The organism is Kitasatospora sp. NPDC005856 (assembly GCF_040629945.1).
Classification (GTDB): domain Bacteria; phylum Actinomycetota; class Actinomycetes; order Streptomycetales; family Streptomycetaceae; genus Kitasatospora.
In genome coordinates, this window is the sequence record NZ_JBEXWT010000046.1 from 1 (window position 1) to 23349 (window position 23349).

The 23349-nt window shown below is 73.5% G+C and carries 22 protein-coding genes and 2 pseudogenes; 12 read left to right on the forward strand and 12 right to left on the reverse strand.

The genetic code is table 11. From position 1 onward, the window contains the following. Positions 1-104: 104 nt before the first annotated feature. Positions 105-512, reverse strand: a pseudogene (locus ABZ449_RS25160) (regulator); the annotation flags it as partial. 662 nt (positions 513-1174) lie between these two features. Between ABZ449_RS25160 and ABZ449_RS25165 the strand changes: the two are divergent. The 7 genes from ABZ449_RS25165 (at position 1175) to ABZ449_RS25195 (ending at position 8881) form a co-directional block, all read left to right on the forward strand. Next, on the forward strand, positions 1175-1936 hold the full coding sequence (locus ABZ449_RS25165; protein ID WP_360349919.1) for a 3-hydroxybutyrate dehydrogenase: 762 nt from the start codon (positions 1175-1177) through the stop codon (positions 1934-1936). Positions 1937-2086: 150 nt separating this feature from the next. Then, positions 2087-3478, forward strand: coding sequence for an MFS transporter (locus ABZ449_RS25170; protein ID WP_360349922.1), 1392 nt, complete (start codon positions 2087-2089; stop codon positions 3476-3478). A 67-nt stretch (positions 3479-3545) separates the two neighbouring features. Then, the gene (locus tag ABZ449_RS25175) at positions 3546-5456 is read left to right on the forward strand and encodes a helix-turn-helix domain-containing protein (RefSeq protein WP_360349925.1); all 1911 of its coding nucleotides are present in this window, start codon (positions 3546-3548) and stop codon (positions 5454-5456) included. A 118-nt stretch (positions 5457-5574) separates the two neighbouring features. Continuing rightward, positions 5575-6372 carry a lipoyl(octanoyl) transferase LipB gene (gene lipB, locus ABZ449_RS25180; protein ID WP_360349928.1) on the forward strand — a complete coding sequence of 266 codons (798 nt, stop codon included), beginning with the start codon at positions 5575-5577 and terminating at the stop codon, positions 6370-6372. A 196-nt stretch (positions 6373-6568) separates the two neighbouring features. Continuing rightward, positions 6569-7522, forward strand: a complete 954-nt coding sequence (lipA, locus tag ABZ449_RS25185) for a lipoyl synthase (protein WP_360349931.1) — start codon at positions 6569-6571, stop codon at positions 7520-7522. Positions 7523-7767: 245 nt separating this feature from the next. Beyond that, positions 7768-7962, forward strand: coding sequence for a hypothetical protein (locus ABZ449_RS25190; RefSeq protein ID WP_360349934.1), 195 nt, complete (start codon positions 7768-7770; stop codon positions 7960-7962). Between the two features lie 229 nt (positions 7963-8191). Continuing rightward, positions 8192-8881, forward strand: a complete 690-nt coding sequence (locus tag ABZ449_RS25195; RefSeq protein ID WP_360349937.1) for a DUF4191 domain-containing protein — start codon at positions 8192-8194, stop codon at positions 8879-8881. Positions 8882-9031: 150 nt separating this feature from the next. On the opposite strand, the gene ABZ449_RS25200 is transcribed toward ABZ449_RS25195, so the two are convergent. Then, entirely contained in the window at positions 9032-9499 is a 468-nt protein-coding gene (locus ABZ449_RS25200) for an RDD family protein (RefSeq protein WP_360349940.1), read from the reverse strand. Positions 9500-9774: 275 nt separating this feature from the next. Here ABZ449_RS25200 and glnA point away from each other — a divergent pair, with 275 nt between their 5' ends. Beyond that, positions 9775-11187: a type I glutamate--ammonia ligase gene (gene glnA / locus ABZ449_RS25205; RefSeq protein WP_360349943.1), complete on the forward strand. Its 1413-nt coding sequence runs from the start codon at positions 9775-9777 to the stop codon at positions 11185-11187. Here the strand turns inward: glnA and ABZ449_RS25210 are convergent. The 4 genes and pseudogenes from ABZ449_RS25210 to ABZ449_RS25225 all read right to left on the reverse strand — a co-directional run. After that, positions 11175-11354 (reverse strand): annotated as a pseudogene (locus tag ABZ449_RS25210) (hypothetical protein); the annotation flags it as partial. The gene glnA and the pseudogene ABZ449_RS25210 overlap by 13 nt on opposite strands. A 172-nt stretch (positions 11355-11526) precedes the next feature. Continuing rightward, positions 11527-12774 (reverse strand): acyltransferase, encoded by a 1248-nt coding sequence (locus ABZ449_RS25215; RefSeq protein WP_360349946.1) that lies wholly within the window; start codon positions 12772-12774, stop codon positions 11527-11529. Positions 12775-12855: 81 nt separating this feature from the next. Next, positions 12856-13392, reverse strand: coding sequence for a phosphatase PAP2 family protein (locus ABZ449_RS25220; protein WP_360350084.1), 537 nt, complete (start codon positions 13390-13392; stop codon positions 12856-12858). 106 nt (positions 13393-13498) lie between these two features. Further along, the gene (locus tag ABZ449_RS25225; RefSeq protein WP_360350087.1) at positions 13499-14896 is read right to left on the reverse strand and encodes a diacylglycerol kinase family protein; all 1398 of its coding nucleotides are present in this window, start codon (positions 14894-14896) and stop codon (positions 13499-13501) included. A 224-nt stretch (positions 14897-15120) separates the two neighbouring features. On the opposite strand from ABZ449_RS25225, the gene ABZ449_RS25230 reads away from it, so the two are divergent. Next, complete coding sequence (locus ABZ449_RS25230) at positions 15121-15345, forward strand: hypothetical protein (protein WP_360349949.1); 225 nt, start codon at positions 15121-15123, stop codon at positions 15343-15345. Positions 15346-15405: 60 nt separating this feature from the next. Here the strand turns inward: ABZ449_RS25230 and ABZ449_RS25235 are convergent, their stop codons facing one another. Together ABZ449_RS25235 and ABZ449_RS25240 are read right to left on the reverse strand one after the other, a co-directional pair. Further along, the gene (locus ABZ449_RS25235; protein WP_360349952.1) at positions 15406-16503 is read right to left on the reverse strand and encodes a PP2C family protein-serine/threonine phosphatase; all 1098 of its coding nucleotides are present in this window, start codon (positions 16501-16503) and stop codon (positions 15406-15408) included. 158 nt (positions 16504-16661) lie between these two features. Beyond that, a complete protein-coding gene (locus tag ABZ449_RS25240; RefSeq protein WP_360349955.1) occupies positions 16662-17879 on the reverse strand; it encodes a cytochrome P450 in 1218 nt (405 codons plus the stop codon). A 191-nt stretch (positions 17880-18070) separates the two neighbouring features. Here ABZ449_RS25240 and ABZ449_RS25245 point away from each other — a divergent pair, with 191 nt between their 5' ends. Continuing rightward, the gene (locus ABZ449_RS25245) at positions 18071-18427 is read left to right on the forward strand and encodes an arsenate reductase family protein (protein ID WP_360349958.1); all 357 of its coding nucleotides are present in this window, start codon (positions 18071-18073) and stop codon (positions 18425-18427) included. Positions 18428-18451: 24 nt separating this feature from the next. Here ABZ449_RS25245 and ABZ449_RS25250 read toward each other — a convergent pair whose 3' ends face one another. Beyond that, positions 18452-18925 (reverse strand): pyridoxamine 5'-phosphate oxidase family protein, encoded by a 474-nt coding sequence (locus ABZ449_RS25250; RefSeq protein WP_360349961.1) that lies wholly within the window; start codon positions 18923-18925, stop codon positions 18452-18454. A 192-nt stretch (positions 18926-19117) separates the two neighbouring features. Here ABZ449_RS25250 and ABZ449_RS25255 point away from each other — a divergent pair, with 192 nt between their 5' ends. Both ABZ449_RS25255 and ABZ449_RS25260 read left to right on the forward strand, forming a co-directional pair. Then, positions 19118-19666: a DUF1697 domain-containing protein gene (locus tag ABZ449_RS25255; RefSeq protein ID WP_360349964.1), complete on the forward strand. Its 549-nt coding sequence runs from the start codon at positions 19118-19120 to the stop codon at positions 19664-19666. Between the two features lie 250 nt (positions 19667-19916). Next, positions 19917-20480 carry a DUF1707 and FHA domain-containing protein gene (locus ABZ449_RS25260; RefSeq protein WP_360349967.1) on the forward strand — a complete coding sequence of 188 codons (564 nt, stop codon included), beginning with the start codon at positions 19917-19919 and terminating at the stop codon, positions 20478-20480. A gap of 62 nt (positions 20481-20542) precedes the next feature. Here ABZ449_RS25260 and ABZ449_RS25265 read toward each other — a convergent pair whose 3' ends face one another. From ABZ449_RS25265 to ABZ449_RS25275, 3 genes are all read right to left on the reverse strand, one after another. After that, a complete protein-coding gene (locus ABZ449_RS25265) occupies positions 20543-21505 on the reverse strand; it encodes a DUF1152 domain-containing protein (RefSeq protein ID WP_360349970.1) in 963 nt (320 codons plus the stop codon). Positions 21506-21660: 155 nt separating this feature from the next. Then, complete coding sequence (locus ABZ449_RS25270; protein WP_360349973.1) at positions 21661-22062, reverse strand: hypothetical protein; 402 nt, start codon at positions 22060-22062, stop codon at positions 21661-21663. Between the two features lie 239 nt (positions 22063-22301). After that, positions 22302-23120, reverse strand: a complete 819-nt coding sequence (locus tag ABZ449_RS25275) for a hemerythrin domain-containing protein (RefSeq protein WP_360349976.1) — start codon at positions 23118-23120, stop codon at positions 22302-22304. Between the last annotated feature and the right edge of the window lie 229 nt (positions 23121-23349).

The window sequence follows — 23349 nt, forward strand, 5'->3', positions numbered from 1 at the left end:
GGAGAAGCTGAAGGGTCATCCGCTCTTCGCCCACATCACGCTCACCCGCTCGGAGCGTTCGCCGACGGGCCGGGGGCGGCGTCCGGTCGGACCAGGGTGGAGCCGTCCCGGGCGACCCGCTCGTCGGTGCGGCCGATCAGCCAGTCCCGGCTGGGGACGACCAGGCCGGCCGGGGTGAAGGCGATCCGGCGCAGCTCGGACTGCGGGCCGTTGTCCTTGCGCCACATGCTCGCCACGATGTCCACCGCCTCCTGCGGCGTCTCGGCGAACTCCAGGCCGGCGTAGACCGGGGCGCAGGCGTCGAGACCGAGGTCCTGGGCGGTGAGCCGGCGGCCGAGGCGGCGGGTGAAGACCTCGGCGATCAGCGCCGGGGTGGCCCCGCGCGGCTGCTGGCCGCGCAGCCAGCGGGTGACGGAGGTCTTGTCGTAGCGCAGGTCCAGGCCGTGCTCCAGACCGAGCTGGTCGACCCGGCGGGCGAGGCCCGCGTGCGAGAAGCCGGCCTCCTCGATCAGCGCCGCGAGCTGGCCGTTCTGCGGGGCCGTGCCGGAGTGGCCGGGGCCGCGGGACGGGGCGGGCGCGGGCGCCCCGGGGTTCTCGTGCCGGTCGGGTGTGGCCTGCACCGGCAGTCGCAGGTCGTCGGCTTCCGGGGCGTCGGCGGCCAGCGTGTCGGCGGTCAGGGCGTCGGGAGCGTCCGGAAGGGTCCGGCCGACCGTCCCTCGGCGCTGGCCGAGCGGGTCGAGCGGTCCGTACGCCGGGCTGTCGGTTGCAGGCCGTTGGGGCATGTCTGTCAACACCTCTCGGACGTCGCACCGGGCTTCACCAGCACTTCGGCGGCCTGGGGCGGCGCCCCCTGTCGGGAATCGGCGTGAATGTAGCGAGCATTCGGGCGCTATGGGCGGATCTGACCGAGCAATCCACCGAACGGGTGAAGCAACCGCGCCCATTGTGGGGAAGCGAGGCCACCTTGGGTTTGGTCGTCCGGGGTCGAACCGTCGGCCGTTCCGGGGGCTCCTTCAGGGGCCTCCCGGCGGGCCCCTCCGAGGGCGTCTGCGAGGGTCGATCCGCCGTTCGGGCCTCGCTCCGACGTCATGGCGGACAGCACCACAGCTCAGCGGGATGCTGTGGCGGTCCACCACATGGGAGCGGGGCCGCCGGGTTCCTACCGTTCTCGGCCATGGACACCTCTACTGCCCGCCCGCTCGCCGGCCGCACGGCCATGGTCACCGGGGCCGCCTCGGGCATCGGCCGGGCCTGCGCCGAGGCCCTCGCCGGGGCCGGCGCCCGGGTCTACGTCGTCGACCTCGCGGCCGGCCCGGCCGAGGAACTCGCCGAGCGGATCGGCGGCCGCGCGATCATCGCCGACCTCGGCGACCCCGGGGCCGTGGACGCCCTGCCGGACGACGCCGACATCGTCGTCAACAACGCCGGCCTCCAGCACGTCGCGCCGGTGCACGAGTTCCCGCCGGACCGCTTCACGCTGATCCAGCGCGTCATGGTCGAGGCCCCTTTCCGCATCCTGCGCCGCACCCTGCCGCACATGTACGAGCAGAAGTGGGGCCGGGTCGTCAACGTCTCCTCCGTCCACGGCCTGCGCGCCAGCGCCTTCAAGTCCGCGTACGTCACCGCGAAGCACGCCCTGGAGGGCCTCAGCAAGACCGTCGCCCTGGAGGGCGCGCCGTACGGCGTCACCAGCAACTGCATCAACCCGGGCTACGTCCGAACCCCCCTGGTGGAGAAGCAGATCGCCGCCCAGGCGCTCGCCCACGGCATCCCCGAGGAGGAGGTGGTCGAGCGGATCATGCTCGACCGCACCGCCGTGAAGCGCCTCATCGAGCCCGACGAGGTCGCCCAACTCGCCCTCTGGCTCTGCTCCCCCGCCGCTTCCTACATCACCGGCGCCAGCCTCCCCGTCGACGGCGGCTGGACGGCGCACTGAGCGCGGAGGGCTCGGCGGTCCGGCCTCCCCGCTCATAGGGCAGGCGGGCACATTCGACCCCGGGACTGTGTGGGCCACCCACATAGTCCCGGGGTCGGGCGCTTCCTACCTTGTGGCGACATCGTCCCCCGGGTTCTGGAAGTGGTGGCCATGAACGCCCCTGCGCGAGGTACGGCAGCGAGCAGCTCACTCCCGAGAGTGGTGGCTGCGAGCCTGATCGGCACGACGATCGAGTGGTACGACTACTTCCTGTACGGAACGGCCGCGGCGCTGGTGTTCGGGAAGCTGTTCTTCCCGCACAGCGATCCGCTGACCGGGACGCTGCTGTCCTTCCTGACCTACGCGATCGGGTTCGCGGCCCGGCCGCTCGGGGCGCTGGTGTTCGGTCACTTCGGGGACCGGATCGGGCGCAAGAGGCTGCTGGTGGTGAGCCTGCTGCTGATGGGCGGGTCGACCACGGCGATCGGGCTGCTGCCCACGTACGACTCGATCGGGGTCGCGGCACCGGTGCTGCTGACGGTGCTGCGGCTGGTGCAGGGCTTCGCGCTCGGCGGTGAGTGGGGCGGCGCCGTGCTGCTGGTGTCGGAGCACGGGGACCAGCGGCGGCGGGGGTTCTGGGCCTCCTGGCCGCAGGGCGGGGCGCCGGCCGGGAACCTGCTGGCGGCCGGGGTCCTGTCGCTGATGACGGCGGTGCAGTCGGACGCGGCGTTCCTGGCGTGGGGCTGGCGGGTGCCGTTCCTGCTGTCGGCGGTGCTGGTCGTGGTCGGGATGTGGATCCGGCTCGCGGTGGACGAGTCGCCGCTGTTCAAGCAGGCGCTGGCGGCTCGGCACCAGCGGCAGGAGGAGCGCCGGACGGCCGAACGGCTGCCGCTGGTGGAGGTGTTGCGCAACCACTGGCGGGAGGTGCTGGTGGCGATGGGCGCGCGGATGGCTGAGAACATCTCCTATTACGTGATGACGACCTTCGTGCTCACCTATGCCGTCACCCACGCCCACTTCTCCAAGCAGACCGCGCTGAACGCCGTCCTGATCGCCTCCGCGATCCAGTTCACGCTGATCCCGCTCTTCGGCGCGCTGTCCGACCGCGTCGGGCGCCGACCGGTGTACCTGGTGGGCGCGGTCGGGGTGGGCGCCTGGGCCTTCGTGTTCTTCGGGATGGTCGACACCCGCTCCTTCGGCTCGCTGGTCACCGCCGTCACCGTCGGCCTGGTCTTCCACAGCGCCATGTACGCGCCCCAGGCGGCCTTCTTCTCCGAGCTGTTCGCGACCCGGATGCGCTACTCCGGCGCCTCGATCGGCGCCCAGTTCTCCTCGGTGGCGGCCGGCGCCCCGGCGCCGCTGATCGCCACCGCGCTGCTCAAGGACTACGGCAGCTCCACCCCCATCGCGGTGTACGTCGCCATCGCGGCGGTGATCACCGTGCTGGCGGTGCTCTGCGGCCGGGAGACCAGGGGCCGGGACCTCGCGGACGTCGAGGGACTGACGGACCGGGACGGCCGGGAGCCGGACGCCGCCCCGGCCGGAAAGCCCACCACCGCCTGAGGACCGAGCCGATACGATCGCGGTTTCTCGGAACCGACGGAACCGACGCCGATTGGCGGCACGCACCATGAACCACCCCCACGAAAGCGCCGCGCCCGCGCTGCGGCGGCTGCTCGACCTGCTCGCCTCCGGCGCCGCCACCGAGGACTTCGCCGACGTGCTGGCCGACGCCCGCCGCCGCGGGGCGCCGGCCGCCGTCCTCACCGAGATCGACGACGCCACCTGGCAGGCCCTGCGCGTCCACCGCACCCTGCGTCAACACCGGCGCCGAGAAGCCGAGTTGACCGCCCTGTTCGACACCGCCGGGGACCTCGCCGCCTCCCGGGACCTGGACACCGTGCTCCAGGCGATCGTCCGCCGGGCCCGGATGCTGCTCGGGACCGACACCGCGTACCTGACCCTGCCGGACGCGGCCGCCGGCGACACCTACATGCGGGTCACCGACGGCTCGGTCTCCGTCCTGTTCCAGACCCTGCGACTCAGCCTCGGCGACGGCCTGGGCGGGCTGGTCGCGCAGGCCGCCCGCCCGTACGCCACCCCCGACTACCGCACCGACGAACGCTTCCACCACACCGGCACGATCGACGCCGGCGTGCTGGACGAGGGCCTGGTGGCGATCATCGGAGTGCCGCTGCTGCTCGGCGGGCAGGTCATCGGCGTCCTGTTCGCCGCCGACCGCACGCCGCGCGCCTTCTCCCCCGACGAGGTCGCGCTGCTCTGCTCGCTGGCCGCGCACGCCGCGATCGCCCTGGACACCGCCAAGTCGCTGGCCGACACCCGGGCCGCGCTCGCCGAGCTGAACGCCGCCAACGAGCTGGTCCGGGCCCACTCCTCCGCCGTGCAGCGCGCCGAGCAGGCGCACGACCGGCTCACCGACCTGGTGCTGCGCGGCGCCGAGGTGCCGGACGTCTCCGCCGCCGTGGCCGCCCTGCTGGGCGGGGAGATAGCGGTCCTGGACGCCGAGGGCGAACCGCTGGCCGGACGCTCCGCACCCGCCGCCGAACTGGCCGAGGCGGTCGCCGCCTCCCGCGCCGAGGGCCGGTCCGTACGGCACGGCGAGCAGTGGGTCTGCGCGGTGCTGGCCGGACACGACGCGCTCGGCACCCTGGTGCTGCGCGGCCGGCCCGACCTCGACGACGCCGACCGGCGGCTGTTCGAGCGGGCCAGCGTGGTCACCGCGCTGCTCCTGCTGCTGCGCCGCTCGGTCGCCGAGACCGAGAACCGGGTCCGCGGCGAACTGCTCACCGACCTGCTGACCGCCCCCGATCGCGACCCGGCCGGGCTCACCGCGCGCGGCCGCCGGCTCGGCGTCGACCTCGCCCGGCCGCACCTGGTGCTGGTCGCGGAGCCCGCCGACGGGAAGGCCGACGACCGGGGACGGCTGGTCGGCGCGGCCCGGCGCCACCTGTTCGGCTCCCGGGGCGTCAGCGCCGAGCACGCCGAGACGGTGGTGCTGCTGGTACCCGTCGAGAGCGGCGGCACCGACGACCCCGAGGAGAGCGCCCGGCAGGCCGCCGAGCGGCTGGCCCGGCTGGCCGGGTTCCCGGTCACCGTCGGCGCGGGCCGCCCGGCCGCCGGTCCGGCCGCGCTGGCCGCCTCCTACGGCGAGGGCCTGCGCTGCGTCCGGGCGCTGCGGGTGCTCGGCCGCGCCGGCGAGGGCGCGTCGGCCCGGGCGCTCGGCTTCCTCGGCGTGCTGCTCGGCGACGGCCACGACGTGGACGGCTTCGTCGGCGCGACGCTCGGCCCGCTGCTGGCGTACGACGCCCGGCGCGGCACCGAGCTGGTCCGCACCCTGCGCGCCTACTTCGACTGCGGCGGCAGCCTGACCAGGGCCAAGGACGAGCTGCACGTCCACGTGAACACCGTGGTCCAGCGCCTGGACCGGGTCGAGGCGCTGCTCGGACGGGACTGGAACCAGCCGGAGCGGTCGCTGGAGCTCCAGCTCGCGCTGCGGCTGCAACTGCTCGCGGACGGGTGAGAGCGGACGGGTGAGAAGGGCCGGGCGGGCGGCTGCTCACGGGCGGCTGAAGGCGTTCCGGCGGCCGGGGCGTACAGTGGCGAGGTTGGTCTCGAACGCCCGGCAAGGAGCGGCAACCGTGAGCGAGAACGTGCGTTTTGTTCGCATGGGCATAGGTGAGCGGACCGTGCCCTACCAGGAGGCCTGGGAGGAGCAGCAGCGGCTGCACGCGTTGCGGGTCGCGGACGAGATCCCGGACACCGTCCTGCTCCTGGAGCACCAGTCGGTGTACACCATGGGCAAGCGCACCAACCCCGCCGACCTGCCGCTGGACGGCACCCCGGTGGTCGAGGTCAACCGGGGCGGCGAGATCACCTGGCACGGCCCCGGCCAGCTGGTCGGCTACCCGATCGTCAAGCTGCCCGACCCGATCGACGTCATCGCCTACGTCCGCCGCCTGGAGGAGGCGCTGATCCGCACCGCCGGCGGGTTCGGCGTCGAGTCCACCCGGGTCGAGGGCCGCAGCGGGGTCTGGGTGCTGGGCGAGTCCATCCCGGACGCCGTGGTGGACCCGGCGCAGGTGGTGGACATCGGCAGGCTGACCCTGCGGATGGGCCTTCCGCTGGGCATCGACCCGCGCCTGGCCGGCCCCGAGTACGCGCCCTCCAACGCCGGGCAGCGCGGCGACGACCGCAAGCTCGCCGCGATCGGCGTGCGGGTCGCCCGCGGGGTGACCATGCACGGCTTCGCGCTCAACTGCGACCCGGACATGACCTGGTTCGACAAGATCGTGCCGTGCGGCATCCGGGACGCGGGCGTGGCCTCGCTCACCGACGAGCTGAAGCGCGGACTGTCCGTCGCCGAGGCGGCGCCGGTGGTCGAACGGCACCTCGCGGACGTCTTCGCCGAGCTGCCGGAACCGGCCCTCAGCCGCTGACCGCCGGGCGGCACCGGCACACCTTCCGCCGACGGCCGCCGGAAATCCCGACGGCCGCTGGAAAATCCCGACGGCCGCTGGGAATCTACCGACCGGTAGCCATGTTGCCCTGCGATTGCAGGGCGGCAGGCCCGGCGAAGGCCGCACAACCACAGGCGTACCCTGGGGGTACCCCGTCTAGTTCTAGGAGTCGCACGTGTCCGCTGTCGCGCCCGACGGCAGGAAGCTGCTCCGCCTGGAGGTCCGCAACAGCGAGACCCCCATCGAGCGGAAGCCCGAGTGGATCAAGACCCGCGCGAAGATGGGGCCGGAGTACAACGCCCTCCAGTCGCTGGTGAAGAAGGAGGGGCTGCACACGGTCTGCCAGGAGGCCGGCTGCCCCAACATCTTCGAGTGCTGGGAGGACCGCGAGGCGACCTTCCTCATCGGCGGTGACCAGTGCACCCGCCGCTGCGACTTCTGCCAGATCGACACCGGCAAGCCCGCCGAGTTCGACCGCGACGAGCCGCGCCGGGTCGCCGAGTCCATCGTCACCATGGACCTCAACTACGCCACCATCACCGGCGTCGCCCGCGACGACCTGGAGGACGGCGGCGCCTGGCTGTACGCCGAGACCGTGCGCCAGGTGCACGCGATGACCGCCGGCCGCGAGGCCGGCCGCACCGGCGTCGAGCTGCTCATCCCCGACTTCAACGCGGTGCCCGAGCAGCTGGCCGAGGTCTTCTCCTCCCGTCCCGAGGTGCTCGCGCACAACGTCGAGACGGTGCCGCGGATCTTCAAGCGGATCCGCCCGGCGTTCCGCTACGAGCGCTCGCTGGACGTCATCACCCAGGCGCGTGCGGCCGGGCTGGTGACCAAGTCCAACCTGATCCTGGGCATGGGCGAGACCCGCGAGGAGGTCAGCCAGGCGCTGGCCGACCTGGTCGGCGCCGGCTGCGAGCTGATCACCATCACCCAGTACCTGCGCCCCTCGCTGCGCCACCACCCGGTCGAGCGCTGGGTGAAGCCGCAGGAGTTCGTCGAGCTCCAGGAGGAGGCCGAGGAGCTGGGCTTCGCGGGCGTCATGTCGGGCCCGCTGGTGCGGTCCTCGTACCGGGCCGGCCGGCTGTACCGGCAGGCGCTGGAGCGGCGCGAGCAGGCCGCGGTCTGACGGCGTCCCGAGACGGCGTCCTGAGGGCCTCCTGAGGGCCTCCTGGGGGAGGCCGGGTGGAGGCCCGGGCGGATTCCGGGCGGTCCACCGACCGGTTCGAGCCATGGGAAGGGCGGAGCTTCGGCTCCGCCCTTCCGCTTTCACCACGCTTTGACGGCCAGGTCACGGGCTGGTAACACGGGGTGGGGACTCTGGACGCCTGATGGGCGTTGGATTCTTCTCAGCCACGAGAGGAGCTGTTCGGCATGCGGGTCGAGATGCGGATCCGGTCGGTGGGGGCGGCTCTGCGGTTCGCCGAGAGCGTCCTGCTGGCTCCCGGCCAGCGGCACGCGCGCCGCAACGCGTGGGCGGCGGTGTGCGAGAACCGCCGGTACGCGGCGGACCGCCGGCACGACGACGCGGTGGCGCGGGCGGCGGAGCGGCGGCCGGTCCGGCGGTAGGCCCTCGGCGGAACGCTTCGGCGACGTCCCTTCGGCGACGTCCCTTCGGCGGCAGCCCTTCCGCATCCGCGACAGCGCTTCGGAGGTACTCCTTTCGCGGTAACGCTGCGGCACCGCCGAGCCCCCGCCGTCGCTCTGTGCGACGGCGTGCGGGCGCACGGGTCACGGTTGGGGCGAACGGGTACCCGGGCTTGGATATCCCGTACCCGTGCCACGTACCATGAGCGTTATGGCGAGGGAAACATCCGAGAACCCCGGGCGACTGAAGCAGATCCGCCTGGCGTACACCATGACCAAGAAGGTCGACACCAAGATCGGCCTGATCATCGCCGGCGTCGGCCTGCTGACCTTCGGCGTGTTCCTCGCCATCGGCTTCGCGATCGAGCATCCCGTCTACCTCGGCGTCCTGGGCTTCATCGTGGCCGTGCTGGCCATGGCGATCGTCTTCGGGCGCCGGGCCGAGCGCGCCGCGTTCGGCCAGATGGAGGGCCAGCCGGGTGCCGTCGCGGCGGTGCTGAACAACATCCGGCGCGGCTGGAGCTCCAACAGCACTCCGGTCGCGGTCACCCGCAACCAGGACGCGGTCTACCGCGCCGTGGGCCGGGCCGGCATCGCGCTGATCGGCGAGGGCAACCCGAACCGGGTCCGCCAGCTGCTGGTCTCCGAGAAGAAGAAGATGGCCCGCGTGGTCGGCGACGTGCCGGTGCACGACATCGTGGTGGGCAACGGCGAGGGCGAGGTCCCGCTGAAGAAGCTCCAGATCCACCTGATGCGCCTGCCCCGCGCCATCACCCCCAAGCAGGTCACCGAGACCAACGACCGCCTGCGCGCGCTGGGCGACCTGCTCTCCAAGGCGCCGATCCCCAAGGGCCCGATGCCGAAGGGCGCCCGGATGCCCAAGGGCGGCCAGGCCCGCTGACCCTCCCCCTCCCCTGACGACACGAGAACGGCCCCGCCGCGGAATCTCCGCGGCGGGGCCGTTCCGACGTTCGTACGGCTTCGGGTCTCCGGCCCCCGGCCGGATCCGGACCTCAAGCGGGTCGGGACCTCGAGCGGGTCGGGACCTCGACTAGATCCGGACCTCGACCGTGCCGACCGCCTTGTCGTGCAGGCCGCGGGTGTCGCGGTCCCAGACCAGCGGCGGCACCACCAGGCAGAGCAGCAGGGTGCGCAGCAGGACCTGCGGGATGGTCGCTCGGCGGCCGTCCAGCCGGACCACCCGGAGGCCGAACAGGCGCTTGCCGACCGTGGTGCCGGTGGTGGACAGCAGCACGGCCGCGACCACGAAGTACAGCGGGCTGGTCCACAGGTTGGCCTCGGCCTGGTCGCCGCGGGCGATCAGCCCGTACGAGACCAGGGCGACCAGCCAGCCGTCCACGAACAGGGCGCCGATCCGGCGGCCGGGGCCGGCGATCGAGCCGGGGCCCTCCTTGGGCAGCCCGAGGCGCTCGCCGCGGTGGCCGAAGTCGGCGCCCATCTTCTCGGCGGCCGCCCGGGGGCCGTCGATCCACGATCCCAACGCTTCTCTGGTGTCCACGAATCCACACTAACCGGGCTCACGGCGCGCACCGCCACCGGCTCCCCTCCGGCCGGGACATCACCCCCGACCGGGTGAATCACCGTTCCGGGGGCTTCCCAAGTGGTCCAGACCACTTATGGGAGGCCGCCCGGCCGGGCAGGGGGATTTGTACCGTCCCGTACGTCTTTGCCGCCCGCCCGGCGCCCGCGGTTAACATCTAGGAAACGAGCGGGTCACCGTACGGAAACGACCCATTCCTATGGTGAGCCCCAATCGCACGCCGAGGAGGATGGATGTTCAACAACGCCGCCGAAGTGAAGCAGTTCATCCAGGACAACGACGTGAAGTTCGTCGACGTCCGTTTCTGCGACCTGCCGGGCGTCTTGCAGCACTTCTCCGTACCTGCGGCGACCTTCGACCCGTCCGAGATCCTGATGTTCGACGGCTCGTCGATCCGCGGCTTCCAGGCCATCCACGAGTCCGACATGGCCCTGGTGCCGGACCTCGCCACCGCCCGCCTCGACCCCTTCCGGGCCGAGAAGCACCTCAACATCAACTTCTTCATCCAGGACCCGGTCACCGGCGAGGCGTACAGCCGCGACCCGCGCAACGTCGCCAGGAAGGCCGAGGCCTACCTCGCCTCCTCCGGCATCGCCGACACCGCGTACTTCGGGCCCGAGGCCGAGTTCTACGTCTTCGACTCGGTCCGCTTCGAGACCAGCGCCAACGCGTCCTTCTACCACATCGACTCGGAGGCCGGCGCCTGGAACAGCGGCGCCGCCGAGGGCGACGTGCGCGGCTACAAGGTCAAGTACAAGGGCGGGTACTTCCCCGTCCCGCCGGTCGACCACTTCGCCGACCTGCGCGCCGAGATGTCGCTGGAACTCGCCAAGGCCGGGCTGGAGGTCGAGCGCCAGCACCACGAGGTCGGCACCGCGGGCCAGGCCGAGATCAACTACAAGTTCAACACCCTGCTGCACGCCGCCGACGACCTGATGCTGTTCAAGTACATCATCAAGAACGTCGCCTGGCGCAACGGCAAGACCGCCACCTTCATGCCGAAGCCGATCTTCGGCGACAACGGCTCGGGCATGCACGTCCACCAGTCGCTGTGGACCGAGGGCACCCCGCTCTTCTACGACGAGCAGGGCTACGCCGGGCTCTCCGACACCGCCCGCTACTACATCGGCGGGCTGCTGCGGCACGCCCCCTCGCTGCTGGCCTTCACCAACCCCTCGGTGAACTCCTACCACCGCCTGGTGCCGGGCTTCGAGGCCCCGGTCAACCTGGTCTACTCCCAGCGCAACCGCTCGGCCGCGATCCGCATCCCGATCACCGGCTCCAACGCCAAGGCCAAGCGCATCGAGTTCCGCGCGCCCGACCCGGCCTCCAACCCCTACCTGGCCTTCGCCGCCATGCTGATGGCCGGCCTCGACGGCATCCGCAACAAGATCGAGCCGCTGGAGCCGGTCGACAAGGACCTCTACGAACTGGCCCCCGAGGAGCACGCCAACGTCCCCCAGGTGCCCTCCTCCCTCCCCGCCGTCCTGGACGCCCTGGAAGCCGACCACGAGTACCTCCTCGCCGGCAACGTCTTCACCCCGGACCTCATCGAGACCTGGATCGACTACAAGCGCACCAACGAGATCGCCCCGATCGCGCTCCGCCCCCACCCGCACGAGTTCGAGCTGTACTACGACCTGTAGAAAGCCCCTGACCTGCGGGAACGCGCCCCTTCGCGGGTGCGCTCCCGCAGGTCGACGCCTGGTTCAGCCCTCCGCGTCCGCGATCCGGTAGCCGACCGTCGGCACGGTGGTGATGGCCGGGGGCTGCCGAGTTTGCGGCGCAGTCGGCCGATGGTGACGGCGACGGTGTTGGTGAACGGGTCGGCGTGCTCGTCCCAGACCTGCTCCTCGTAGGCGTTGACGTCGAGCTTGGCCGCGGCCGCCTCGTCCCGCGGTCGCGGGCCCGCGGGGCCGGCAGGTCCACCGGGCGGGCGGTCCGACGGGGGCCGGGCCGGCCGCCCGGTGCGTGCTGTCCGGGGGTCAGCGGGAGTCGTGGGTGTGGTGCTGCGGGAGGTCGGGGTCCCTGGGGGTGAAGGCGGTGGCCCAGGGGGTGATGGTTTCCAGGAGCCCGCGGGGGGCGGGTTGCGGGGGGAGGGGTTCGGCGGCGCGGAGCTGGTCGATGCTCGCGGTCATGCCGGTCTTGAGGCGCGGGGTCAGGGGCTTCTCGATCAGGCGGTGGACCAGCCAGGAGGCGACGAGCATGCCGGTGGTGACGACGGCGACCGCCGGCCAGGGCTTGATGTCGCGCTCGTGGAGGGCGCGCAGGGCCGTCCAGCCCATGGTCTCGTGGAGCAGGTAGAGCGGGTAGGTGAGGGCGCCGGCGAAGGTCAGCCAGCGCCACTGGATCCGGGAGCCCCAGCCCATGGCCACCACGATCATGACGAGGTAGGAGAAGCTGGTCAGCAGGACCGCGGGCCAGGTCGGCAGGTCGGTACGGCCGAGGAAGGGGTTGATCTCCTTCTGGTGCTGGATGGTGAACAGGACCGAGAGGATCCAGCTGATCCCGACGATGCCGAAGAGCATCAGGTTGGGGCCGTACCGGTGGACCAGGTAGAGCGCCAGGCCGGCGACGAAGAACGAGGAGACCTGCGACATCGCGAAGAAGTCGAGCACCGGCCACTTGGTGCTCGCCGAGACGATGCCCGCGACCGTCCAGATCGAGCAGAAGGCCACGATCCGCCGGTAGGTCACGCCCCGCCAGACCACGATGGCGAAGAGCAGGTAGAAGCGCAGCTCGATCCAGAGCGTCCAGTAGACGGCGTCGACGTCCTTGATGCCCAGGCCCTCCTGGAACATCGTCAGATTGGCGAGCACCTGCTCCGAGGGGAGCGGCTGGCGTACGAGCGGCCAGAGCGCCACGACCGCGGTGGTGAGCAGGACGGCGAACCAGTACGCGGGGTAGAGCCGGATCACCCGGGAGCGGACGAAGTCGCCCACCGGGCGGCCCCAGCTGCTCATGCAGATCACGAAGCCGCTGATCACGAAGAACAGGCAGATGCCGGTCCACAGGTAGGCGCCGAGGAAGGAGGCGCGGTGGAACACCTGGTCGACCGGCTTGCCCCAGGCACTGTCCTCGGGCTTGGTGCCGCCGCCGTAGCCGACGTAGTGGTGGAAGACCACCATCAGCGCGGCCAGGATGCGCAATCCGTCCAGGACGGCGAGACGGCCGCCCCTGGCGGACTTGCGGCGGCCCGAGGAACCTGGTCGTTGCCGGGGGAAAATGCTCACGGCAGAAGATAGCGCACAGACGTTCAATTGCCCGTGCAGGCCCGGGTTGCCCACGGGGGCGGGGTGGGGGGTGAGGTCCGCTCAGTCGGGGAGGCGCGGCGGCACCGTCCGGACGACGGCCAGCGAGGCCACCGCGGCCGCGTAGCCGAGCAGTGCGCCCGCCGCGACGTCCCCCGGGTAGTGCACGCCGGTGTGGACCCGGGAGTAGCCGACCCCGACCGCCAGCGCGCCGAGCGGTAGCGCCAGCGGCGGCAGCAGCACACCGATCGCGGTGGCGAAGGCCGTCGCCGAGGCCGTGTGCCCGGACGGGAAGGAGGCCGACTCGGGCATCGACACCTGCCGGGCGACGGCCACCCGCGCCAGCTCCCGGTCGGGCCGGGCCCGGTGGACCAGTTGCTTCCCGACCAGGTTCGCCGCCACCGAGGCCAGTGCCACGGCGCCGACCCCCGCCACCGCCGCCTGCCGGGGCCGGCCCGGCCGCAGGGCGAGCAGGGCGGCGACGGCCAGCGAGATCTTCGAGTGGTCTGCCGCCCGGGAGAGCCGGCGCAGCGCGGTGTCCAGGGTCGGGGTGGGGGTGGCGGCGACGGCCGCGTAGACGGCTCCGTCGAGCGCCCGCAGGTCGGTGAGGACGGCCTCGACCGGCGAGAGCGCGGGAGCGGGTGTGGGAGGGGGTGCGGGAGAGGCGGCGGGAGAGGCGGCGGGCGGGGAGGCGTCGCGGTCCGGGTCAGTCACGGGTCGGCCTCTCGGCGGTCGGGTCATCGGAGCGAGCAGCGGAGCTGGAACCGGAGCCGGGGCCGGTGCGGCCGAGCGCGAGGGCGGCCAGCCTGCGCCAGTTCACGGACGGCACCGGGGCGGGAACGCCCGGGCGGTCGCGCGGCACCAGGACCCGCAGGGCCCGCGGGCGCAGCGTGCACACGACCGGGACGGGCATCCGCAGCGTCTCGCCGTCGACCGCCACCGGGATCTCCTCCTCGTCCGCGGTCACCTCCACCCGCCGTGCGGTCAACGCGCTCAGCCCGGTGGACTGCGTGCCGCGCACGGCCAGGTCCGCGGCCTGCGCCGCGCCCTCCACCCGGATGCCCAGGACGCCGAGCAGGCCGGCGTCGAGCCGGGGCCGGCGGCCGCCGATCCCGAGGTCGTCGGTCGAGCCGTACGGGTTGTTGCTCACCAGCAGCGCCTGCTGGGCGGTGAGCACGGTGGTGTCGGCCCTGACGTCGACCCGCCGGACGCCCTCGCCGACCAGCAGGTCCGGCAGCAGGCCGAGCGCGGTACCGGCCTTGGCGTCGCGGTACTCGGGGCGCTGCACGACGTCGGCGTACACCCCGAAGGAGACGGTGTTCACGAAGGCCCGGCCCGCGACCTCCCCGAGGTCGACCCTCAGCTCCTCGCCGTCGGTCAGGGCGTCCAGGCAGCGGGAGGGGTCGTTGCGGTCGAGGCCGAGGTCCATGGCGAAGTGGTTGCGGGTGCCCGCGGAGACCACCAGGAACGGCAGGTCGTGCTCGGCGGCGACGGCCGCGACCAGCGCCTGGGTGCCGTCGCCGCCCGCCACGCCGAGCAGGTCCGCGCCCTCGGCCACGGCCGTGCGGGCCAGTTCGGCGACATCGGCGGGGGCGCCGGGGTCGAGCAGCACCACCCGGGCTCCGAGGCCCTCCGCCCGCTCGACCAGGCCGAAGCGGCCGACCTTCCCGCCGCCGGACTTCGGGTTCATGATCAGGACCGGTCGCCGCGGCCGGGCCGCGGCATGCGCCCGCATCGCCGGCTCCGCGCCGGCCCGGCGCAGCGCGGCGCGGGCGAGGGCCAGCGCGACGGCCCAGACCAGGACGAGGACCAGGGCCGTCAGCCACAGGCGGTGGTGGGCGAAGATCACCAGCACCGCGACCGGCGCCGCGATCGCGACGAGCAGCCCGAACAGCCGGACCGCGCCCCGGTAGGCCAGGAACCACCAGACGCCGGCGGCCCCGACGACCAGTCCGAGCAGCCCGGCCGCGAGCACCAACAGCCCACCCTCCCCCAGCGCGAACAGCAGCACCCCCACGGCCCCCGCGGCCGCCAGCAGGGCGCAGCGGGCGAGCAGCGGCGCGCTCGCACCGCCGCCGGTGCCGGTCGTCCGTGTCCCGTCGATCTCGTCCTCCCGTGCCGCGCTCCCGGGGCCGTCCGCCGCTGGGCCCGGTCGTTGCCTGCAGCCTGCGCACTCCCGTGCCCGGAGGCATCCCGGCGGGCCCGTCCGGGTGACCGGGCGGCGGCAGGCGACGGGAGCGCGGCACAGGTGACCGGGCGGCGGCGGGAGACGGGCGGCGGCGGCCGGGAGCGCGGAAAAGCGGTTGCCGGGCCGGGTTGGATGAGGGCATGGGACAGAGGGCGAAGGTCACCCCGACGGTGTACGTGTCGGTGGACGTGGAGGCGGACGGTCCGATCCCGGGGCCGTACTCGATGGTGAGCTTCGGGGCCGTGGTGGTCGGGTGGCACGACGGGGAGGGGTTCCGGCGGCCGGCCGCGGGGGCGGCGGCGTTCTACCGGGAGCTGCGGCCGATCAGCGCGGAGTACGACCCGCAGGGCCGGAGGGGCCCATAGCGCTGGACGACGCCCGGGAGCAGGCGGAGCTGTTCGCGAACCTGTGGGAGTGGCCCGGGGCTACGGAACGTCCGGAGTGAGGGCGAGGACGGCGAGATCGTCGGCGAGCAGGCCGGCGTACCGGTGGACGTCCTGGGCCAGGAAGGAGACCACCCGGTCGGGGGCGGTGGTGCCGAGGGCGGCGAGGCGGACGGCCAGCGGGTAGAAGGCGCCGCTGGAGTCGCGGGCCTCGCTGACGCCGTCGGTGTAGAGCAGCACGGTGTGGCCCGGGGGCAGCGCCACGGCGATCGCCTTGCTGCGCTCGCCGGCGGGGCCGAGGTGGCCGAGGCCGAGCGGGAGCTCGTCGGCGCCGGACATCGGGGTTATGCCGCCCCCGCCGAGGAGCAGCGGGGTGGTGTGACCGCGGTTGACGATCTCCACGCAGTCCGAGCCGGGCCGGTACTGGAGCAGGACGGCGGTGACGAACAGCTCGTCGTCGCCGCGGTCGGCGGCGTCGCGCAGCACCGCGCGGTCCAGCTGGTCGGCGAGTTCGACCAGCCCGGGGGTGTCGTACGCGGCCGCCCGGAACGCGCCGAGGACGTCGGCGACGGTGCGGACCGCGCCCAGGCCCTTGCCCCGGACGTCGCCGAGCAGCACCCGCACGCCGAAGCGGGTGTCGCACACCTCGTACAGGTCGCCGCCGACCAGTACGTCGGCCTGGGCCGGGCGGTAGAGCCCGGCCACCCGCAGCCCGCCGGCCCGCTCGGGCACCGGGCGCAGCACGGTGCGCTGCAGGGTCTCGGCGACCGTACGGGCCTGGAGCAGGTTGCGGTTCTGCCGGGTGCGCTGCCAGGACAGCGCGGTGCCCATGACGCCGGAGAGCAGGGTGGCGATGTAGACCCAGACGTGGTGCTGCTCATTGACGTGGCCCGCGCGCAACGCCAGGACGAGCTGGAGCGCCAGCGAGCCGACCGTGGTGACGGCGGTCAGCGCCGGGCCGTAGCTGAACGCGGCCACCACGGGCAGCGCGGTGAGCAGGAAGCCTGCGGCGACGGCGTCCGGGACGACGGCCTCGGCGACCAGGTCCAGCACCAGCAGGACCACCGGCAGCCAGGGCACCCACCGCGGCACCTCGGGCTCCAGCGCCGCGGGGCGCTGCGGGCGGGGTGCTGTGGGCACGGTGGGACCTCCTGGCAGGTGGCCGCTCCGGGGCATCGGTCCGGATCGGCCGCTTTCGTCCCTCCATGCTCTCCCACGGACGGCCCAGCCACGAACGGCCGAACGTCCCGGGCTCCGGGGCCGGAAGAGCCGATCCCCCGACCCCGGGGGGCCGCGCGTCAGCGGACGATCACCGGCAGGGTCTCGAAGCCTCGCAGCACCAGGCGGTCGCGCCGGGTCGGGACGCCGCCGGGGGCGAGCCGGGGGAAGCGGTCGAGCAGGGCGGGCATCGCGACCTCGGCCTCCAGCCGGGCCAGCTGGGAGCCCAGGCAGAAGTGGGTGCCGCCGCCGAAACTGAGCGGCTGGCTGTCGGTACGGGCCGGGTCGAACACCTCGGGGCGCTCGTACCGCGCCGGATCGTGGTTGGCCGAGCCGATCAGCAGGGTCACCCCGTGGCCGGGCGGGATCGGCAGGCCCTCAACGGCCAGGCCCGCTTCCAGGGCGACCCGGCCGGTGACCTGGACCGGGGAATCGAAGCGCAGCACCTCGTCGGTGAACCCGGCCGGGGTGATCGCGCCGCTGCGCAGGCCGGCGGCCGCCTCGGGGTGGCGGAACAGCAGGGCCAGGCCGTTGCCGAGCAGGTTGGTGGTGGTCTCGAAGCCGGCCACCAGCAGCAGGACAAGGTTGGCCAGCAGTTCCTCGGCGGAGAGCCGCTCGTCGTCCGCGGCGGCGATCCGGGCCAGGTCGGTGACCAGGTCGTCCTGCGGGCGGGCCAGGCGCTCGGCGGCCAGCTCGGTGAAGTAGCGGGCCAGCTCGTCGGCGGCCCCGTCGGCGGCGGCCAGCTCGTCCAGGTCCTGAATGATCTCCAGCGCGACGGTCAGGTCGGAGGCGAGGCCGCGGAAGCGGTAGCGGTCCTGTTCGGGGACGCCGAGCAGCTCGCAGATCACCCCGACCGGCAGCCGGAAGGCGAAGGCGTCCATGAAGTCCACCGGCGAGCCGTCGCCGCCCTGCTCGGCCATCCCGTCCAGCAGCCGGTGGACCGCCGCCTCCACGGCCGGGCGCAGCGCGGCGACCCGCCGGGCGGTGAACACCGAGGCGATCAGCGAGCGGACCCGGGGCTGGTCGGGGGCGTTGCGCTGGAGGATCGAGCGGCCGAACAGGGCGAGCGAGGAGTGCGCGGCGTACTCGGGGGCCAGGCCGGCCATCATGTCGGCGGTCGCCACGCCGAAGGCGGGGGTGCGCAGCACCTTGTTGACCGCCGCGTAGCCGCTCACCAGGAACATGCCGTCCCCGGCCGGGGCCACCGGGCCCAGCTCGCGGGCGCTGGCGTACAGCGGGTACGGATCGGTCCTGACCTCCGTGGTCATCAGCTGTTCGATGATCTTCGCGCCGTCCATCCGGTGCTCCCCTCCCGAGATCACGCTTCCTGCCCGGTCAACCGCCCGTGGGTGCGGCGGAGTTCCCGTGCGGACCGGACGGCGCCGCGGGGCGGGCCGAACCGCGCGGCGGCGAGGCCCATCGCGCGCGGCGGCGAGGCGAACCGCGAACCGGGGCGGGCGGGCACGGGCGGCTCGGTAGGGTGGCCGGCATGGAGATCTGGATCAACCCGCGGTGCAGCAAGTGCCGGACCGCGCTCGGCGAGCTGGACGGCGCCGGGGTCGAGTACACCGTGCGGCGCTACCTGGAGGAGCCGCCGACCGCGGCCGAGCTGGTGCGGGTGCTGGAGCGCCTGGGCCTGGAGCCGTGGGACATCACCCGCACCGACGAGCAGGTCGCGAAGGACCTGGGGATGAAGGGCTGGCCCCGTGAGGCGGGCGAGCGGGACCGCTGGATCGCGGCGATGGCCGAGCACCCGATCCTGATCCAGCGCCCGATCATCACCGCGGACGACGGTCACGCCGTCGTGGCCCGCACCCCCGAGGCCCTCAAGTCCGTTCTGCCGTAGGTCGGTTGCCGCCGAATCGGCCGGTCAGTGGACCTGGATCCGCTCGACCGGCCGACCGGGGCGCCAGTTGAACACCAGCAGGTGGTCACCCTCCACGGTGGTGTGCACCACCTGGTCGAGCTCCAACCGGAAGGCGTGGAACGGGCCGGGCGGCGGCGCCTCCGGCAGATCGGCGGCGAAGGCGGCGAGTTCGGTCTCGTCGGTGATCTCCACCGCCCGGCCGGAGACCTTGGAGTCCCCGCCGGCCATGGTCTCGTCCCCCGGGTGCGCGTGCAGGGCGTAGCGGGCGTCGCGCTGGAGGTCACGTGCCTTGACCGCGCCGTACATCGACCCGATCCAGAGGTCGGCGCCGACGAAGTCGACCTCCGTGCCGCTCACCCGGGGCGATCCGTCCTTGCGCAGCGTCGCCAGGACGTGGTGCTTGTTCGCCTCGAACCGGGCCCGGACCAGGGGCGCCAGATCGGGGGCCTCGTGCTCGAAATCCTGCCAGGTAGCCATGGCGCCAGTCTGGCACCCGGCACCGACAACCGCCGGGCGCGGACGACCGGACGGCCCGACGACCGGACGGAACGGGGACGGCGGACAGGAGACGGCGGACGGGAGACGAAGCGCGCGGGGCGGGCGGACGGGCCGGCCCCCGCGGACCAGCGGTGCCCGGCCGTTGTCGGTGGCCGGTGCCAGACTGGCGGGGTGACCACCACGACCACGTACATCGCCTTCCTGCGGGCCGTCAACGTCGGCGGCCGGACGGTGAAGATGGAGCGGCTGCGGGCGCTCTTCGCCGAGCTCGGGCTGGGCGACGTCCGCTCCTACATCCAGAGCGGCAACGTCTTCTTCACCACCGACGAGCCGGACCGCACGGCACTGACCGGGCGGATCGAGGAGCACCTGGAGCAGGCGCTCGGGTACCCGGTGCCGGTGCTGCTGCGGACGGTGGACGAGGTGGCCGCCCTGCTCGCCGCCGAGCCCTTCCGGGGCATCGAGGTGACACCGGACGTCCGGCTGGTCGTCGCCTTCCTCTCCGAGCCGCTGCCGGCCGGGTTCGCCCTCCCGCACCGCTCGCCGAAGGGCGACGTCGAGGTGATCGGCGCCGACCCGGGGGCGGCATACGTGGTGATCCACCTCCAGGACGGCAAGTGGGTCACCAAGGACATGTTCGGCAAGGCCTACCGGGGCACGGTCACCTCCCGGTTCCTGCACACCACGGCGAAGATCCTGGCCGCCGCCCGCAAGGCCTGACGGCCCGCACGACGCCGGGAACGGGCCCGGGTGCACGGCCGGAACGGGCCCGGGTGCACGGCCGGAACGGGCCCGTCGAACACGGCGGGAACGGGCCCGGAGCCACGGCCGGAACGGGCCCGGAGCCACGGCCGGAACCCGCGGAACCGCCCGGCCGGAAAGGGCGTCTGGACTGCCGTGACGTACGAACCCCGCGCCCGCGCACGGCGCGACCTGGACAGCCGGAGCCGGCCGCGCCGACAATTCGGCCATGACGCCTCCTGAGCTGCCCACCGGCGCGGCCGGTCCGACCGGCGCGGACCGCCCCTCCGACGCCGAGCGGGACCGGGCGCTCGGGGTGCTGCGGGACGGCGCGGGCAGTGGACGGCTCTCGCACGAGACCTTCCTCGGCCGGATGGACATCGTCCTGCAGGCCACCAGCCGCGGCGAGTTGGACGCGGCGGTGGCCGGACTGCCGACCGGCGGGCCGGTCGAGCGCCTGGTGCTGCGCACGGTCGGCCGGGTGTCCGCTTTCGGCGACCGGCTGGGCCGGGCCTGGCGCACCGAGCGGCTGCCGGGGCTGAGCCTGCCGCAGGCCGGGGCGGGGCAGTTGACGATCGGCCGGCTCCCCGGCTCGGGGCTGCGGCTGCACGACGCCTCGGTGTCCCGGCACCACGCCGAACTGCGCCACGAGCAGGACGGCTGGGTGCTGTACGACCTCGGCTCGACCAACGGCACCCATGTGAACGGGCGGCGGATAGCGGGCGGCGTACGGGTCCGGCCGGGCGACCAGGTGCGGTTCGGGAACCTGGAGTTCCGGCTCGCCGCGTTCTGACCGGCGTCGCACCGGCTGTCCGCCCGGTGGCCCGGCCGGACCCGCCACCCCGGCCCTCCGGGTCAGTGCGGGAACTGCCGGGGCGGCCGCTGACGCGGCAGCTCGTCCTGGAACTCCGCGATGACGGTGGCGATCTGACGCATCACCACGGTCCGCTCCAGCCGGTCCAGGTACCGGTGCTCGGCGGCCAGCGCCTCGACGGTGACGCCGAAGTAGAGCGTCATCAGCGGGTTGATGAAGAGCTGCTCGCCCTTGGTCCGCTCGGTGAAGCGGACGTCGCCGAACTCACCGCGCAACGCCGCCGCCACCGAGCCGTTGACGATGCTGGGGTGCTCCGGGAAGGCGGCCCTGGCGTGCTCGACGGCGTCCAGGTAGAGCACCCCCTCCCGGCTGTCGCGCGGGATGGAGAAGGCGCCGAGGTAGCCGCCGGCCCGGTCGAGCCCGGCGAGGTTCTCCAGCACCAGCGAGTGGTTGACGCCGTGGTGGGCGTCGATGCCGAAGCCGAGGCAGGCGACCAGCCGCTCGGGCACCTCGGACAGGCCGGCCACCGCGGCCAGGCTCGCCATGTCCTCCTCCGGCGTGCCGAGTCCGACCTCGTCGCCGCGCATCAGGATGTCGGTGCCGCCGTCCACCAGCAGGATCGCGTCCACGCCCAGGCGGGCGACCAGCGCACGGTAGGCCTTGCGCAGCGGCTGCACGCCCACCGACGGAAAGGCCCACACGGTGTCGGGCATCCGGTGCCGGTTCAGCCAGCGGGCCAGGGTGCGTTCCGGGAAGTAGCCCTCAGGGGCGGCGGTGTCCGGCTCGATCCGGGCCACGTCGGGCTCCACCCAGACGTCGGGGGGCAGACCGTAGAGGTGGCTGAAGGAGAGGCTGGCCAGGTGCACCTCCTTGCCCGCGGCCCGCAGGGCGAGGGCGATCGGCAGCCCCGCGTACACGTCGAAGCCGCCGCCGGCTCCGGCGATCAGGATGCGCTCGGCGGCCAGCAGCCGGGTGATCAGCGGTGGTTGCAGCAGAGAGGTCACCGGCGGACGGTAGCAGGGCGGCGGTGGGACGGCGTCGCCGGGGAGCGCGGTCACCGTCGGGGCGGGCGCCGGGGAGCGCGTGGCCGTCACCGGGGCGGGCGCCGGGGAGCGCGTGGCCGTCACCGGGGCGGGCGCCGGGGAGCGCCCGGCGACGGTCAGTCCCGCTCGACGTGCAACTCGGCGTAGTGGTCGGCCTTGCTCGTCTTGCGCAGGATGATCCTGACGCCGCCGACGGAGGTCTCGGCGTCCTTGGTGGCGGTCTTCCGGGCGTCGCCGATGGTCACCTCGGCCGAACTGTCGCCGATGTGGCCGACGGTCAGCTCCATCGGCTTGTCGCCGCCGAAGACCTTGACGGTCTTGGTGCCGCCGGCCTCGTCGGTCGTGATGCCGACGGTGCACTTGTGGTCGTCCAGGCAGAGGGCCACGCCGCCCTCGCAGGCGGTCAGTCCGGCGCCGAGCACCAGGACGGCGCCGGCGGCGAGGAGCGCGGGGCCGCGCCGGAGGCGGGTCCCGGGGCGGGTGCGGTACGGGCGGGGGGTGCTGCGCGCTGTGGTCATGCGGTCGACGGTACGGCGGCGGGAACGGCCGGCCATCGACCGTCGGCGTGACGCCTTCCCTGGCCCGGCCCGGAGCGGCCGGGGCGGCTCGACCCCGAGAGCGGTGGGTCGAATCCCTTAGGGGGAATGGGGAGTTGGGCATTCTGTCGGCGCTGCCGCCTGGCCCGGCACAGGCCAGAGGCTCCTGCCGGAGGCATATGCCACGCGCGTAGATCAACGGCCTGCGGAGAGACCCGTGGTCAGTCGGCGAAGTGCCCCAGGCCGCCGAAGCCGAAGGCGGTGCCGTCGGCTTGACCGTCCACCGGGCCCCACAGCGGCGAGGTGCAGCGCTGGTACGTCGCGTGCCAGTGCGGCCAGTTGCGGGCCACGTCGTCGTCGCAGTCGGCCAGCAGCCGCTCGACCAGCTCGGGCTCCACGCCTTCCAGGAGCCAGGCCAGCGCGTCCGCCACGCCCGGACCGTCGGCCAGCCGCAGCAGGTCCAGCAGCTCGCCCAGCCCGCCGAGCCGGGAGCCGTCCGTGATCACCCGCTCCATCCGGGGCAGCAACTGCCGCTCCTCGATCCGCAGATGGGTCTCCAGCCGGGCCGCGAGATCCTCCATCGCGTACGCGACCGGCCAGGCGCTGCCGGTGTCCCGGCTGGCGATCCGCACCAGCGTGGTGACCCGGGTGAAGGAGTGGTCCAGGTTGTGGTGGTCGTCCTCCAGCCAGTTGAGCAGCAGCCGCAGCTCGGGCGCGAAGCGGCGCACGATCGGCCACAGCCGGGTGTCCTGCTGCTCGTGGTGGCAGGTGAGCATCGCGGTGATGAAGTTCCAGTGCCGCAGCAGGGCCTCGCCCTTGTCGTCCTCCTCGGGCTGGAGCAGCCGCAGCGCGTTGGGCAGCCGGGCGAGGTCCCGGCGCAGCGCGGCGTGCACCAGGCGCAGCCCGGCGAACCGCAGAGTGGCGGGCTCGTCGGCCGCGGCCCGTCCGTACGGGGCCGCGGCCAGCGAGTCGGTTCCGGACACACCCTGGGCGGGCACGGTGGGGGTGGTGACGGGCTGGGGCACCAGGTGGATCGGCATGGCACTCTCTTCACGGCTTGGGGCACGGCGGGTGGTGGCGGCCGGTGAGGACCGCCCCAGCCAAGGTGCTCGCAGTCGATCAGAAGCGAATCAATGTCCGATTGACGCGCAGGTCACGGGCCTGCGGACGGGCGGCGCAACCGTCCGGCGGGCCCCGGCGACCACCGCGCCCACCGGCGGGCCCGCCGGATGCGGGACCGCCGGAAGCAGGACCGCCGGCGTCGGGAGC

Excerpts from the sequence above, each read along its gene's own strand:
- ABZ449_RS25245 (WP_360349958.1), top strand. The coding sequence starts at position 18,071 with ATGGAGATCTGGATCAACCCGCGGTGCAGCAAGTGCCGGACCGCGCTC.
- ABZ449_RS25260 (WP_360349967.1), top strand. The coding sequence starts at position 19,917 with ATGACGCCTCCTGAGCTGCCCACCGGCGCGGCCGGTCCGACCGGCGCG.
- ABZ449_RS25175 (WP_360349925.1), top strand. The coding sequence starts at position 3,546 with ATGAACCACCCCCACGAAAGCGCCGCGCCCGCGCTGCGGCGGCTGCTC.
- ABZ449_RS25165 (WP_360349919.1), top strand. The coding sequence starts at position 1,175 with ATGGACACCTCTACTGCCCGCCCGCTCGCCGGCCGCACGGCCATGGTC.
- ABZ449_RS25275 (WP_360349976.1), bottom strand. The coding sequence starts at position 23,120 with ATGCCGATCCACCTGGTGCCCCAGCCCGTCACCACCCCCACCGTGCCC.
- glnA (WP_360349943.1), top strand. The coding sequence starts at position 9,775 with ATGTTCAACAACGCCGCCGAAGTGAAGCAGTTCATCCAGGACAACGAC.
- ABZ449_RS25250 (WP_360349961.1), bottom strand. The coding sequence starts at position 18,925 with ATGGCTACCTGGCAGGATTTCGAGCACGAGGCCCCCGATCTGGCGCCC.
- ABZ449_RS25195 (WP_360349937.1), top strand. The coding sequence starts at position 8,192 with ATGGCGAGGGAAACATCCGAGAACCCCGGGCGACTGAAGCAGATCCGC.
- ABZ449_RS25230 (WP_360349949.1), top strand. The coding sequence starts at position 15,121 with ATGGGACAGAGGGCGAAGGTCACCCCGACGGTGTACGTGTCGGTGGAC.
- ABZ449_RS25240 (WP_360349955.1), bottom strand. The coding sequence starts at position 17,879 with ATGGACGGCGCGAAGATCATCGAACAGCTGATGACCACGGAGGTCAGG.
- ABZ449_RS25170 (WP_360349922.1), top strand. The coding sequence starts at position 2,087 with ATGAACGCCCCTGCGCGAGGTACGGCAGCGAGCAGCTCACTCCCGAGA.
- ABZ449_RS25190 (WP_360349934.1), top strand. The coding sequence starts at position 7,768 with ATGCGGGTCGAGATGCGGATCCGGTCGGTGGGGGCGGCTCTGCGGTTC.
- ABZ449_RS25270 (WP_360349973.1), bottom strand. The coding sequence starts at position 22,062 with ATGACCACAGCGCGCAGCACCCCCCGCCCGTACCGCACCCGCCCCGGG.